This window comes from Streptomyces sp. NPDC001270 (assembly GCF_042896695.1).
GTDB lineage: Bacteria > Actinomycetota > Actinomycetes > Streptomycetales > Streptomycetaceae > Streptomyces.
Window position 1 is genome coordinate 137,567 of the sequence record NZ_JBIAXM010000012.1, and the last position, 13,650, is coordinate 151,216.

Here is a 13,650-nt window from a genome sequence, read left to right on the forward strand (position 1 = left end):
GCCACGAAGGCGCGCGTGACGCGTGGTGCTTCCCGGCCGGGTCAATCGTTGTCGTTGTCGGCCTCGTCGTCCTGCTGGGTGTGGTTCTTCCCGGAGTCGTTCGTGGCGCCGGCCGGGGCCTGGTCCGCGGACGGCGGACCGGTGGACCCGGCCGTGGAACCGGTGGAGGGCGACGGGTCGGGTCCGGAGGTCTCCGCCGAGCCGGAGCCGGCCGAGAACAAGGCCATGCCGATCAGCAGCGCGGCCAGGAAAAGCACCGCCGCGGCGATGGCACCCACCAGTCTGGGGCTGCGGGTGACGAGGAGCCGCAGTGCGGGGCTACGGCTGCGGCCCCGGCGGGGCAGGGCGGCGTGGGCGCTGGAGTTCGGCAGCGCGTAGGTGGTCGCGGGGCCCGGTTCGGCGGATGGGTGCCGGGCTGTCGTCCCGCCGCCGACCGGTCCGAGCGCGCCCGCGCCCGGATGCCCGACCGGACCGGCGCCCGCTCGGCTGCCGCGACCGCCGCCCGCTCGGCCGCCCCGGTTGCCCGGACCACTGCCGGTCCGCCCGGCCGCGGCGGCGCCCGGCCTCCCGCCCGGGCCGGCGGCCGTGTGCCGGGCCGCTGCCTGGGGTGTCGGACCGGCGGTGGCAGGGCCGGGTCCGGGGCCGCCCGGGCCGGCTGCGCGCCTGCCGGACTGCCGGGGCTCGGCGGGCGGGAGCGGTTCGCGGTGCCCACGCCAGGAGTCGACGCCGAACCAGCCGGCGACCTGGGCCGCGGTGGGGCGGGCTTCGGGCTGCTTGGCGAGCATGCCGAGCAGGTAGTTCTCCAGCGCGGGCGGCATGTCGACGCCGTACTGCCGGGGCGGGGTGGGCGCGGTGTCGAGGTGGTGGTGGAGGATGGCGACCGCCGTGTCGGCCTCGAAGGGCGGTCGGCCGGTGAGGAGTTGGTAGAGCACACAGCCCAGGGAGTACACGTCGGACGGCGGCCCGGCGTTCCGGCCCAGGGCGCGTTCGGGCGCCAGGTACAGGCTGGTGCCGACGATCTGGCCGGTCGCGGTGAGGCCGCCCGCCGGGTCGTCCATGAAGCGGGCGATGCCGAAGTCGCCGATCTTGAGGGAGCCGTCGGCGGCGAGCAGCAGGTTCCCGGGCTTGATGTCGCGGTGCACGATCCCCTGCTGGTGCGCGGCGGTCAGGCCGGCCGCCGCCTCGGCCGCGATGCGGGCCACCCGCTCCGGGGGCAGCGAACCCGCACTGGCCAGCACGTGCGCGAGGCTGTCGCCCTCGACCAGTTCCATCACCAGGAACAGCCGGTCCTCATGAGCACCAAAGTCCAGGACCCCCACCACATGGGGGTGGTCGAGCCGTCCCGCGGTCTGCGCCTCCAGCCGGAATCGGGCGGTGGCGGTGGCGTCGGAGCCCTGGGCCAGCAGGAACTTGATCGCCACATCTCTGTCGAGCGTCTCGTCCCGTGCCTGCCAGACCTCACCCATCGCTCCGCGCCCGAGGGTGGTCTGCGGCCGATACCGGCCCGCTATCAGCACCTGTCCTTCATCCTCACGCCGTGGGCCAACTCCTGTCGCCGCAGGCCAACACTCTGTGCGTGGGGCGGTGTTGGTGGGGGTGCCGCAGCGGGCTCAGCCTACTTGCCGGTGCGGGCCGTCCGATCCCGGCTCCGTCCCGCGGGGGCACCCGGGGAGGGCCGCGGGGCTTCCGGCTCCGTCCCGGCGGGCACTACGGGCATCGCTCGGTCGTTCGATAGAGACCGGGTACTGCCCGGTCGTACGGTACGGACGATCTATACGATGGTGCCCGGAATGGGTGACCGGGGGTCATTACGGGTGGGGGCGAACCGATCATGACGTACCGCGGGCTTTCGTGGGCGTGAGCGGGGCCGGGCGCGGGCAGCCGCGGGACCTGCTGCTGCGTGCGGCGAGGTTCGTGGGCCGTACGCTGCGCGGCGAGTGGCAGGGGATCGTCGTCGAACCGCTGCGGCAGCTTCGGCGGCGCGGGCCGTCCGGGCTCTCGCTGGCGTTCGTGGCGGCGTTCGGGGTCATCTTCTTCCACGACCTGGCTCAGCGGCCGACGGGTGCGCTGGTGGTGTGGCGGGTGGGCGGGGTCACCGCCGATCTGCCGCTGTGGGTCGCCCTGCTGCGTACGCCGGTGTCCCTCTACGTACCCGCTCTCGATCTGCCGGTCTGGGCTGGTATCACCCAGTTGTTCCTGGCGTTCGCGCTGGCCGAACTCGCCCTGGGCCGGGCCCGTACGCTCGCGGTGGCGTACGCGGCCACGCTGGCCGGCACCCTGTCGGTGCGGGTGATGATCGCGCTCGGGCCGGGCTGGTGGGGGCTGGGGCTGCCGCCCGGGATCGGGCAGGTCCTGGACACCGGGCCGTCCGCCGCGGTGGTGGGCCTGTTCACCTACCTCTCCGTCGTCCGGCGCGCTCCGGTGGTGTTCACCCTCACCGGCGGGTCGATGGTGTGGGAGTCGATCGCAGTACCCAACCTGGCCGGCCGTGAGCATCTGATCGCGGTGGCCGTCGCGATCGTCCTCGGCCTCCTGCACGGTCACCGGCCACAGTGGCTCGGCCGCCGGTTCCCGCTGCGGCCGGAGCGGGAAGCCTTGCGTTTCCCCTGGCGGCCGGAGTGGGCAGCCCCGCGTTTCCCCCGGCGGCCGGAGTGGGCAGCCTTGCGTTTCCCCCCATGGCTCCCCCGGCGGTCGGAGCGGCTCGGTCTTCGTGTCCCCGGCCGCACCCACGCCCCCGAGGCTCCCTCTCCTGCGCCTGCCCGCTCCCCGAGCCCTGCCCCGGTACCCTCACCCAGCCCCGACTCGAATCCACCCGCCACCCCTGCGCCCCTGCCGGAAGCCGACGCGTCCCCGGCGAATTCCCCCGCACGCCCACCACGGCCCCCAGTGCCCCTACCGGCCCTGGCCCCGGCCGCTTCGCCAGGATCTTCGGCATCTCCCGGATCTCCCGGATCTCCCGGATCTCCGGGAACTCGGGAATCTCCGGAATCTACCGAATCTCCGGAATCTCCTGGGTCACTGAAATCATCGGAAAATTCTGTATCTCCCGATTCCATGGGGGAAGGGCGATGCGGGCCGGTCCTGCACTGAGCCGCGCGCTCTGGAGGCCGATGCACGGGTCTGCCACGATGATCCTGTTCGGCGGCAAGCGTGGAGGGGGAGGCGCCCGGTGCCGGAGAAGGACGAGACCGCGCGGAGCCCCCGTCGCACGGTGCTGGCCGTGCTGCCCTTCGCCACGATGGCGGCGGTCGCCGTCGCCGACCTCACCACCAGCCCATCCGTAGGGTTTCTGCCGCTGGTCGCGGTGGGACCCGCGTTCGCGCCACTCGTCGGCGGCTGGCGGCGCACCGCCGGCATCGGCCTGCTGGCGCTGCTGCTCTCCGCCGGTCTCAGCTGGTACAGCGACCTGTTCGACGCGCGGCGCGGCTACATGGCCCTCGCCGCGGTCCTCGGGGTCACCGTGGCGGGGCTGGTGGCCGTGTCCATGCGGGAGCGGCGGGAGGCGGAGCTGGACAGCTTCCGGTCGATCGCCGAGGCTGCCCAGCAGGTGCTGCTCAAGCCGGTGCCGCGGCTCGCCGGTCGGCTGCGCGCCGCGGTCGCCTACATGTCCGCCGTCGCCGAGGCCCGTATCGGCGGCGATCTGTACGAGGTGGTCGCCTTCCCCGGCGGGGTGCGGGTGATCGTCGGGGACGTCCAGGGCAAGGGGCTTGAGGCGGTGGAGACGGCTGCCGTGGTCCTGGGCGCGTTCCGCGAGGCCGCGCCGGACGAAGCGGATCTGGCCCGGGTGGGGCTGCGGTTGGAGCGGGCCGTGGACCGGCAGTTGGACGGTGAGAAGTTCGTCACCGCGATCCTGGCCGAGGTGAGCGACGAGCGCGTCACCTTCCTCAACTTCGGGCACCCCGCGCCCCTGCTGATCCGTGCCGAGGGCACGGTGGACCTGCCCGAACCGGCCGCGTACGCGCTGCCGCTGGGCCTGGGCGCGCACGGCGGGGAGCCGCCGGAGCCCTTCGACGCGGACTTCTTCCCCGGGGACCAACTGCTGCTGTACACCGACGGGGTGACCGAGGCGCGGGACGCCGACGGGCGTTTCTACCCGCTGCCGGAGCGCGCCCACCTGCTGAAGGAGCGGGACGCGGAGGCCGCCCTGGAGACCCTGCGCCAGGACCTGCTCCAGCACGTCAGCGGCCCGCTCCAGGACGATGCCGCGATGCTCCTGCTGCGCTACCGGTGACCCTGCCGCAGTCCGGGCGCGGCGTCGGGTGTCGCTCCGACCTCGCTATTTGCGTGCAGACGCAACAAGAGGCACGCTCAGGGGGCCGGGCCCCGTCACGGGCGCCGCGCCGCGGAGAGCTGTGCGCCGTACGGCATGAACTTGGCGTGAGCTGTGCGACATGAGCCATACGTCACGCGTCGTGCGTCGTACCTCGCGCTTCGTGCGTCGTGCGCTGTGCTTCACGCTTCGTGCGTCACGCTTCGTGTGGCGTACGTCGGCTCGCGCTGTCGGTCGCGTTCACCTTCGGCTACGCGTACGCCGCGGCCAAGAGCAGGAGGCTGGAGCGGATCCTGATCCCCACGCTCGACATCCTGCAGTCCGTTCCGGTGCTGGGCTTCCTGACCGTGGCCGTGACCGGCTTCATCGCCCTGTTCCCCGGCTCCGTGCTGGGCCTGGAGTTCGCCTCCATCTTCGCGATCTTCACCTCGCAGGCGTGGAACACGACGTTCGGCTTCTCCTACTCCCTCACCGCCCTCCCGCGTGAACTCGACGAGCTGTCACGGTCGTTCCGCTTCACCCGGTGGATGCGGTTCTGGAGGGTCGAACTGCCCGCCGGCATGATCGGCCTGGTCTGGAACGGCATGATGAGCTTCGGCGGCGGCTGGTTCTTCCTGGTCGCCTCCGAGGCGATCAGCGTCAACAACCAGCGGTACGCGCTGCCCGGCGTCGGCTCGTACGCCGGCGCCGCGATCACCCGTGGCGACCTGGGGCGGGTCGGCTGGGCCATCCTCACCATGGCCGTCATGGTCATCGGCGTGAACTTCCTCTTCTGGAGGCCGCTGACGGCGTGGGCGGAGATGTTCAAGAACGAGCAGTCCGAGGCGAGCGAGATCCAGCGCTCGGTGGTGCTGGACTTCCTGCGGCGCTCGCACTGGCCCCAACTGCTCGGCCGGGTGCTGGGCCCGGTGGGCCGGGGCCTCGGGCAGGCGGGCCGGATCTTCGGCCGGGACGACCGGCCGCTGACGGTGGACCGCACCCGGCAGCGCACCGGTGACCTCGTCTTCGCCCTCGTCGCGGGCGGGCTGATCCTGTGGGGCCTGGCGGACCTGGGCCGCTACCTCCACGACCGCACCGGCCTCGGCGTGTTCGGCGAGCCGCTGCTGGTGGGCCTGGCCACCCTCGGCCGGGTGGTGGTGCTGGTCGCGGTGGCGACGGTGATCTGGGTGCCGATCGGCGTGAAGATCGGGTTCTCGCCCCGGCTCACCCGCATCGCCCAGCCGGTCGTCCAGGTCCTCGCGTCCTTCCCCGCCAACTTCCTCTTCCCGCTGGCGGTGTGGTTCTTCCTGCGGACCGGACTGTCCATCGACCTCGGCGGCACCCTGCTGATGGCCCTGGGCGCCCAGTGGTACATCCTCTTCAACAGCATCGCGGGCGCCATGGCCATCCCGACCGACCTGCGGGAGGCCATGGACGACCTCGGCGTCCGCGGATGGCAGCGATGGCGGCGGCTGATCGTGCCGGGCATCTTCCCGGCGTACGTCACCGGCGGCATCACCGCGTCCGGCGGCGCCTGGAACGCCTCGATCGTCTCCGAGGTCGTCACCTTCGGCGGCACCACGCTCACCGCGACCGGCCTGAGCGCGTACATCGCACGGGCCACCGGGCACGGCGACTCCCCGCAGTTGATCGCCGGGGTGGCCGTGATGAGCCTGTACGTCGTCGCCCTCAACCGCCTGCTGTGGCGGCGCCTGTACCGGCTGGCCGAGAGCCGCTACTCCCTCTGAACGCCCAGACCTTCCCGCATTGGAGACGCCATGGTGCTGAACACCCTCCGCAACCTGCGGGCGGGCCGGCAGGCCCGAACCTCCCTCGCCCACCTCACCGCCGACCGCCCCCGGCCCGCCGACGGCGAGCCGCTGCCGGAGACCGTCGGCCTGACCAAGTCGTACGCCGGAGCCGACGGCGAGCTGCCCGTCCTGTCCGGCATCGACCTCCAGGTCCGGGCGGGCGAGGTGGTCGCCCTGCTGGGCAAGTCGGGCTCGGGCAAGTCCACGCTGCTGCGCTGCCTGGCCGGACTGCTGCCCGTCAGCTCCGGCGCCGTCGCCTACCGGGGCACACCGCTGACCGGGGCCAACCCGGGTACGGCGATGGTCTTCCAGACCTTCGCCCTGCTGCCGTGGCTGACCGTGCAGCAGAACGCCGAACTCGGCCTGGAGGCCAAGGGGGTGCCCGCCGCCGAGCGCGCCGACGCGGCCGTGCAGGCGATCGACCTGATCGGCCTCGACGGTTTCGAGTCCGCCTAACCCAAGGAGCTGTCCGGCGGCATGCGCCAGCGGGTCGGCTTCGCGCGGGCCCTGGTCGTCGAGCCGGACGTGCTGATGATGGACGAGCCGTTCTCCGCCCTCGACGTGCTGACCGCCGAGAATCTGCGCGGCGAGCTGATGGAGCTGTGGGAGTCGGGCCGGTTCCCCACCCGGGCCATCGTGCTGGTCACCCACAACATCGAGGAGGCGGTGCTGATGGCCGACCGGATCGTGGTGCTGGGCGCGCGGCCCTACGGCACCATCCGCGAGGTCTTCGAGGTCGGTCTCGACCGCCCCCGGGACCGGGACTCGGCCGCCTTCGACGAGCTGATCGACCGTGTCTACCGCACCATGACCGGCCGGCAGAAGGAAGGCCGCGTCCCCGGCCGGCACGAGCCGGTCGAACTGGAGAAACGCACTCCCGGCAACACCCCGCTGCCGTCGGCGAGCGTGGACGGTCTGTCCGGTCTCGCGGAGATGGTGCTGCATCGCGGCGGCCGCTGCGACCTCGCGGACCTCGCGGACGACCTCGGACTGGCGGTGGACGACCTGCTGCCCCAGGTCGACGCGCTCGACCTGCTCGGCTTCGCCCGCCTCAGCGGCGACGACCTGCTGCTGACGCCGGTCGGCACCGAGTTCGCGGGCGCGGACCGTGCAGGAGTCGAAGAAGATCTTCGCCGCGGCCGTCCGGCGGGCCCCGCTGGTCAGGCTGATCACCAACAGCCTGCGGTCCAACGCCGAGGGAACCCTGCGCGCAGGGTTCTTCCGCGGCCTCCTGGCCCACCACTTCACCGCCGAGCAGGTCACCCAACAGCTGGACACGGCCACCGACTGGGGCCGCTACGCCGAGCTGTACTCCTACGACGCGGAACCGGAGGAGTACCACCTCGACGAGAACGGCGACATCGGGGAGCCCGCTGATCCCGACGACCCCGATGAGATCCGGCCGCCGACCGCCGCCTCGGCTCCGCGGTGACCGGCCTGGCGAAGCGGCGGGCCGGGACGGGCGGGGCGGGCGGCGGTCCGGCCTGAGCGGGGTGCCGGGTGTGAGCGGGGTGCCGGGCCGGGGTGGGGCGGCAGGCCGGAACGCGGCGGCGCAGGCGGCGGACCGAACTCCTGGTGCAGGGTGCCGGGATCGGGTGGGGTGGCGGGAACGGGTGGGGCGGAGTGCCCGGGTGGGGCGGCGGGTCGGCACGAGTCGGGTGGCGGGCCGGCCCGGCGTGGGCCGGCCGTTGGGACAGCTCGGGGGACAGCCGGGGCGGGGGAGTCCGCAGGCGGGACGGTCGGTGTTCCGTGCCGGTCAGTGTTCCGTCGCGGGACGTGGTGTCCGGACCCTTCTGACCTGGGCGCCCGCTTCCTGCGTCGCGTGCTCGGGCTGCCGTGCGGTCTCCGCTGCCGGGGCCGGGCCCGCGAGGTCCGCCTCGTCCGCGGCCAGTACCGCGCTCTCCAGCAGCGCCCGCACCCGTGGACCCGCCGCCCGGTAGTAGATGCGCGTGCCGTCCCGCCGGGAGGCCACCAGCCCCAGGGAGCGCAGCTTCGCCAGGTGCTGCGAGGTGGCCGCGACATGGGCGCCGATCAGCTCGGCGAGCCGGCTGACCGGCAGTTCCCGCTCGCTCAGCGCCCACAGCAGCCGGTACCGCGACGGGTCGGCGACCGCCTTGAGCACCGCCACCGACCGCTCGGCCCGCTCCTCGTCCCAGGACGCTACTTGCGCTCTCATGCAAGTATGCTAACCGCTGCGGTGGGCCGACGGCGTCGGAAGCGGCTCGCGGGACCGCCCGGCCCACCTGGCCGGTCCATCCTGCCCGGCCCGCCTGGCCGCCCGGCCCCGCGCCTGCCCGTCCGTCAAGCGGTACGGATCGTCTCCGCGGGTGGGTGGCGCAGGGTGCGCCGGGTGGGGAGTTCCACGGTGACGAAGGCCGTCACGGCGACCGTGACCGCCGTGGCGGGCAGCAGCCACAGCGGGCCCGTCGGCCAGGGGCGGCCGAGGAAACCCTGGCCCAGCAGGGCGAGCGGAACCGCCGACAGGAGCAGCCCGGCGGCGAGCGCCGACGCGGCGATCACCGCGGCCTCACGGCGCATCATCGACCGGATCTGCCGGGGCGTCGTACCCACCAGCCGCAGTGCGGCGATCTCCGTGCGCCGCTGGGCCGTGGCGGCGACCAGCTTGTTGGCGATGCTCAGCAGCAGGTAGGCGAGCAGCACCACCACGGTGGCCAGGTTGATCCACACCTCCGGCGGGGTGTCGGTGCCGTCGTCCGCCGGACCGGTGCCGCTGAGGACCAGTCCGGGCCGGGACTCGGCGAACCCCGCGAGGGCGCGGCGTGCCGCCGCCGTGCCGTCCGTACGGACCAGGACGCTCGGCTGCGGCGCCGATGTGGTGTGCCCGGCGGCGAGGTCGCGGGAGAGGACCACCGAGCCGAAGCCGAGCCCACGCCCGTACACGGCGGCGACCCGGGCGTCGACCGGCGTGCCGTCGCCGAGTACCAGTCGCACCCGGTCGCCGCGCTGCCTGCCGCGGGAGCCGGCCACCTCGGCGCTCACGGCGACCGTGCGTCCGGTGAGCCCGGACACCGCGCCCTCGCGCACGCCCAGGTCCAGCACGCCCGCCGCGTCCGGGCCCAGGACCAGCGCCGACTCGGACTCGGTCTGCACGTCGCCGAACTGCTCGTACTGCCAGACCACCGTGGTCGTACCGACCGGTGCCGCCGCCCGCACACCCGGCAGCCGCCGTACGGCAGCGAGCGTCCCGTCGGTCACCGGGCCCTGCCCGGGTGCGCTCAGCCGGTACTGCCCGAGGGTGCCGTCCCGGGTGTCGGCGGCCGTGGCGGCGAGCACGGTCGTCTGCGTCAGGGTGTACGTCAGGACGAACACGACCGCCATGGCCAGCGGGCTGACCACACCGGCGATCCGCTGGGCGTAGGCACGGATGTTGGCCAGCGCCAGCCAGGTGGGCGCGGCGGTGCCGGGCCGCAGCAGCCGTACCGCCGCCGACCCGGCCCGGGCGACCAGGGCCGGCCCGGCCAGGGCCAGACCGATCGCCGAGACGATGCCCGCGAGCGAGGTGGCCGTGGCCCCGACCATCGTTCGCGCGAGCAGCGGCACCACCGACATGACGCCCGCGCCGGCGATCAGCAGCAGACCGGCGCTGGTTCGCGCCCGCGAGGGCCGGCGCGGCTCGCTGCGCGACTCGGCGACCGCCTCCGTCGCCGCCATCCGCGAGGTCCGCCAGGCCGCGGCCCGCGCGGAGAGCCCGACGACCCCGAGCATCAGCAGCAGCGTCGCCACGGCGGGCAGCGGGCCGACGGTGAGCGGCAGGTCCGCGGAGAGCACTCCCCGGTCGGCCAGCAACTGCCGGAACTGTCCGGCCAGCAGATAACCGAGGGCCACACCGGGCACCAGCGCCACGGCCGCGACCAGCGTCGACTGACCGGCCGCGAGCCGCCGGATCTGCTTCGGGGTCGCCCCGACCGCCCGCATCAGCGCCAGGTCACGGCGCTGCCCGGCGATGCACACGCCCAGCGCGCCCGCCGTGACGAACCCGGTGACCAGCAGCACGATCCCGGCGAGCGAACCCGCGAGCACGATCAGCAGCGAGCGCGACGCGTCCGCGCCCGGCGACACGGCCACGCCCACGTCCGCACCGGTACGGACCTTCAGCCCGCTGCCCGCGACCCGCTCGCGCACCGCGTCGGCGACCCGGTCGCGCGCCCCCGGCCGGGTCGTCAGACCGACCAGGTCGACGGTCCCCGCACGGCCCGCCAGGCGTACGGCCGTGGCGTCGGCGACATAGACGCCGGCGCCCGGCCCGGTCACCACGGCGGAGACCCGGTAGGCGGTGGCGGGCCGGTCACCGGCCAGTACCCGCACCGGGTCGCCGACGCCGACCCCGGCCGCACCGGCCAGCTCGGCGGACAACGCGATCTCACCGGAACCGGTGGGCGCCCGGCCCTCGACCCGCGCCGTCGCGAGCAGCCGGGTCGAGGACCAGCCGTGCCCGGCCGGACCGGGGTCCGCGGCCGGCACGACCCCGCCGTGGGGGCCGACGAGCGAGACGGGGAAACCGACGTCCCCGACCACCGCCGACACATCCGGCAGTGCGGCCAGCCGGTCCACCAGCGCGGCCGGGAGCCTGGCCCGTTCGGGCAGTGCGATCGGCAGGTCTCCCTCGGGGTGGAACTCCTGGTCGGCGCCGACCACCAGGTCCGCGCCCGCGAGCCGGCCCGGGGGCAGATGCGAGCGCAGACCGGTCTCGGCCAGCACGCCCGTGGTGGTGACCAGCGCCGCGCCGCCCAGCACGGCGCACGCCACGGCGAGCAGGGCGGCGATCCGGTGGGCGGCCATACGGACCGCGAGATGCAGCATGGCTAGCGCTCTCCCAACGCGACGAGACGGTCGGCGAGTCCGGGTGCGGTGGGGGCGTCCAGGGCGTCGACCACCCGGCCGTCGGCCATCACCAGCGCCCGGTGCGCGCGGGCCGCGGCCGCCGGGTCGTGGGTGACCATCACGACCGTCTGCCCCAGGTCGTCGACCAGTTCGCGCAGCAGGTCCAGCACCTGGTGGGCACTGCGCAGGTCGAGTGCCCCGGTCGGCTCGTCGGCGAAGACCACGGCGGGCCGGGCCGCGAGCGCCCGCACCACGGCGGCCCGCTGCTGCTGGCCGCCGGACAGTTCGGCCGGGCGGTGTCCGAGCCGGTCGGCCAGCCCGACCCGCTCCACCAGGACCCGCAGCCAGTCCCGGTCGGGACGCCGGCCGGCCAGCCGCAACGGCAGCGTGATGTTGTCCTCGACGCTCAGCGAGGGAATGAGGTTGTATGCCTGGAACACGAAACCGACGCGCTCACGCCGTAGTTCGGTGCGACGGGTCTCGTTGAGCCCGGCTGTTTCGCGGCCGGCGATACGGACGCTGCCCGTGGTCGGGGTGTCCAGTCCGGCGGCACAGTGCATCAGCGTGCTCTTGCCGGAGCCCGACGGCCCCATCACGGCGAGGAACGTGCCGTGTCCGACGGTCAGCGAGACGTCGTCGAGGGCGCGGACACCGCCGTCGTACGTCTTGGTCACGTGCTCCAGCGCGATGGCGGGGGCGACCGGCGTGGCACGGACGGCGGGATCGGTCGTGGTGGTCATCGCCGACCCCGCAGCCGCAGCACCACGAGGCCGATCACGCTGGCCGCGGTGACCAGGCCGCACGCGAGGCTCACGGCGGTGGTGACACCGGCCACCGAGGTCACCGTGTTGGCGGCGGCACTCAGCACCAGCAGCAGCCACAGCACCGTGCGGCCGACCCGCGGTGACTCGGGGCGCGGGCCGCCCTCCCGGGCGGGGGCGGCGGTGAGGCGATAGGGGTCGTTGTCCGGCATCCGGGGCTCCTCCAGGGGGCTCGCTCGGCGGCTTTCCGTCACGTCAGGACGCTACGGAGCGAGGGCCCCCGGGCCGATCCCGTGCGCAGCCCGGTCGGAGGTACAGCAGGCTGTACTTTCCGCCTGCGAACCCGTCGGCGGCCCGGCTCCCGTCGTAGGGTCGGCGGCGACCCGGGAGACGGACACGGGTGGCCACCGGGGAGGCAGGAATGAATACGGACCGCACCACCGCCACACCGGAAGCCACAGCCGGGGCCACGGCCGGCCGGCCCGCCCAGACCGACCGGGCGACCCGGTCCGCCCGGCCCCTCAGTGAGATCACCGTACGGACCGCCCTCGCCGCCCTCGCCGCGATCCAGCAGCTCGCCGGAGGGCTCGGCACGGCACTGCTCGCACTGGCCGTACTGCTGTGGACCGTGCTCAGCGCGGTCACCGTGCCCGCAGGTGTGGGGCTGCTGCTCGCCCCCCTCGCGCTGCGCGCCCTGCACCGGCTCGCCCGCCGGGAACGCGAGCGGCTGAACCGCTGGGGTCCCGAGATCGTCGCACCCGACGCATCCCCCACCGGACTGCGCGCCGCGCTCGGAGACCCCACCACCCGCCGCGAACTGCGCTGGCTGGTCCGGCACGCCACCCTGGGTCTGCTGCTGGGCCTGGCCGGAGTCCTGCTGCCGATCGCGGCCGTCCGGGACGGCACCTTCCCGATCTGGTGGCGGTTCGCGCCCAGCGACGCCACCAGCACCTCGCTCGGATTCGGCGTCGCCCACTCCTGGACGGCAGCGGCCTCCGTGACCCTCCTGGGCGTGGCCTGGGCCGCCATCATCCTGGGCCTGACGCCCGCGATGGCCCGGTTGCAGGCCCGGCCAGGCCGGAGCCTGCTCGCCGTCGGCCCGGACACCGACCTCTCGCTGCGCGTCGCCGAGCTGACCGCGACCCGCGCCGCCGCCCTGGACGCCCACGCCACCGAACTGCGCCGCATCGAGCGCTCGTTGCACGACGGCACCCAGAACCGGATCGTCACCGTGACCGTCCTGCTCGGCGCCGCCCGCAGGATGGTGGCCCGTGACCCCTCCGGCGCCGAGGAACTGCTGGAACGCGCCCAGACCGCCGCCGAACAGGCGCTCGCGGAGCTGCGCACGGTCTCCCGGAGCATCCTGCCGCCGGTGCTCGCCGACCGTGGACTCGCGGGCGCGCTGTCCGGCCTCGCCGCGAACTGTGCCGTGCCCTGCCGCGTCGCTGTCGAGGCGCCACAGCGATGCGCCGCGTCCGTGGAGGCCACCGCCTATTTCGTCGTGGCCGAGGCGCTGACCAACATCGCCAAGCACAGCGGTGCCACCACGGCGGCGGTGACGGTGCGCGGCCGGGGCGGGCGGCTGTTCCTGCGGATCGAGGACGACGGCCGCGGCGGCGCGGACGAGGAGGGCGGCTCCGGGCTCACCGGCATCCGCCGTCGCATCGCCGCGCACGACGGTACGCTCACCGTGGCCAGCCCGCCGGGCGGACCCACCGTCCTCGAAGCGGATCTGCCTGTCGGATCCTGACCGTCGGCCCCTGTCACGTGGCCCGTGCCGTACGGACGGCGCCCGCGGACAGAGAGCCGGTCGGGTCAGCCGCGACCGACGGACCGGAGCGGCGGGAAAGACCGGTCAGCCGCGACAGACGGGGGCCGGCAGCGGCGGCAGAGACCGGAGAGCCCGGCCGGGCTCACCGGGACCGGTGGCAGAGCGGACAGAGACCTGTGGAACGTGCCAGGCGGACGGTGACCTGTGGATCGTGAC

General features: G+C 74.3%; 10 protein-coding genes and 1 pseudogene. 6 read left to right on the forward strand and 5 right to left on the reverse strand.

Translation table 11 applies throughout. The features are described 5' to 3' along the window. Positions 1-41 precede the first annotated feature (41 nt). The gene (locus tag ACFY2B_RS21630) at positions 42-1,517 is read right to left on the reverse strand and encodes a serine/threonine-protein kinase (protein ID WP_390764702.1); all 1,476 of its coding nucleotides are present in this window, start codon (positions 1,515-1,517) and stop codon (positions 42-44) included. Between the two features lie 334 nt (positions 1,518-1,851). Between ACFY2B_RS21630 and ACFY2B_RS21635 the strand changes: the two genes are divergently transcribed. The 5 genes and pseudogenes from ACFY2B_RS21635 to ACFY2B_RS21655 all read left to right on the forward strand — a co-directional run bounded on the left by ACFY2B_RS21635 (position 1,852) and on the right by ACFY2B_RS21655 (position 7,492). Then, entirely contained in the window at positions 1,852-3,090 is a 1,239-nt protein-coding gene (locus ACFY2B_RS21635; protein ID WP_390764703.1) for a hypothetical protein, read from the forward strand. Positions 3,091-3,238: 148 nt separating this feature from the next. Continuing rightward, complete coding sequence (locus ACFY2B_RS21640; RefSeq protein ID WP_390764801.1) at positions 3,239-4,231, forward strand: PP2C family protein-serine/threonine phosphatase; 993 nt, start codon at positions 3,239-3,241, stop codon at positions 4,229-4,231. A 230-nt stretch (positions 4,232-4,461) separates the two neighbouring features. Beyond that, positions 4,462-5,997, forward strand: coding sequence for an ABC transporter permease (locus ACFY2B_RS21645; RefSeq protein WP_390764704.1), 1,536 nt, complete (start codon positions 4,462-4,464; stop codon positions 5,995-5,997). A gap of 30 nt (positions 5,998-6,027) precedes the next feature. After that, positions 6,028-7,101: pseudogene (locus ACFY2B_RS21650) on the forward strand (ATP-binding cassette domain-containing protein); the annotation flags it as partial. Between the two features lie 67 nt (positions 7,102-7,168). Further along, positions 7,169-7,492, forward strand: a complete 324-nt coding sequence (locus ACFY2B_RS21655) for an AAA-associated domain-containing protein (protein WP_390764705.1) — start codon at positions 7,169-7,171, stop codon at positions 7,490-7,492. Between the two features lie 324 nt (positions 7,493-7,816). On the opposite strand, the gene ACFY2B_RS21660 is transcribed toward ACFY2B_RS21655, so the two are convergent. The 4 genes from ACFY2B_RS21660 to ACFY2B_RS21675 form a co-directional block, all read right to left on the reverse strand. Beyond that, complete coding sequence (locus tag ACFY2B_RS21660) at positions 7,817-8,236, reverse strand: ArsR/SmtB family transcription factor (protein ID WP_390764706.1); 420 nt, start codon at positions 8,234-8,236, stop codon at positions 7,817-7,819. Positions 8,237-8,361: 125 nt separating this feature from the next. After that, positions 8,362-10,881 (reverse strand): FtsX-like permease family protein, encoded by a 2,520-nt coding sequence (locus tag ACFY2B_RS21665; RefSeq protein ID WP_390764707.1) that lies wholly within the window; start codon positions 10,879-10,881, stop codon positions 8,362-8,364. A gap of 2 nt (positions 10,882-10,883) precedes the next feature. Continuing rightward, entirely contained in the window at positions 10,884-11,642 is a 759-nt protein-coding gene (locus ACFY2B_RS21670) for an ABC transporter ATP-binding protein (protein ID WP_390764708.1), read from the reverse strand. Continuing rightward, a complete protein-coding gene (locus ACFY2B_RS21675; protein ID WP_390764709.1) occupies positions 11,639-11,875 on the reverse strand; it encodes a hypothetical protein in 237 nt (78 codons plus the stop codon). The genes ACFY2B_RS21670 and ACFY2B_RS21675 overlap by 4 nt, the downstream gene beginning before the upstream one ends. A gap of 209 nt (positions 11,876-12,084) precedes the next feature. Here ACFY2B_RS21675 and ACFY2B_RS21680 point away from each other — a divergent pair, with 209 nt between their 5' ends. Then, positions 12,085-13,413, forward strand: coding sequence for a sensor histidine kinase (locus ACFY2B_RS21680; protein WP_390764710.1), 1,329 nt, complete (start codon positions 12,085-12,087; stop codon positions 13,411-13,413). Positions 13,414-13,650 lie beyond the last annotated feature (237 nt).

What these genes read in the sequence shown, in the direction of transcription:
- ACFY2B_RS21680 (WP_390764710.1), top strand. Translation starts at nt 12,085, where the DNA reads ATGAATACGGACCGCACCACCGCCACACCGGAAGCCACAGCCGGGGCC.
- ACFY2B_RS21660 (WP_390764706.1), bottom strand. Translation starts at nt 8,236, where the DNA reads ATGAGAGCGCAAGTAGCGTCCTGGGACGAGGAGCGGGCCGAGCGGTCG.
- ACFY2B_RS21640 (WP_390764801.1), top strand. Translation starts at nt 3,239, where the DNA reads ATGGCGGCGGTCGCCGTCGCCGACCTCACCACCAGCCCATCCGTAGGG.
- ACFY2B_RS21665 (WP_390764707.1), bottom strand. Translation starts at nt 10,881, where the DNA reads ATGCTGCATCTCGCGGTCCGTATGGCCGCCCACCGGATCGCCGCCCTG.
- ACFY2B_RS21675 (WP_390764709.1), bottom strand. Translation starts at nt 11,875, where the DNA reads ATGCCGGACAACGACCCCTATCGCCTCACCGCCGCCCCCGCCCGGGAG.
- ACFY2B_RS21670 (WP_390764708.1), bottom strand. Translation starts at nt 11,642, where the DNA reads ATGACCACCACGACCGATCCCGCCGTCCGTGCCACGCCGGTCGCCCCC.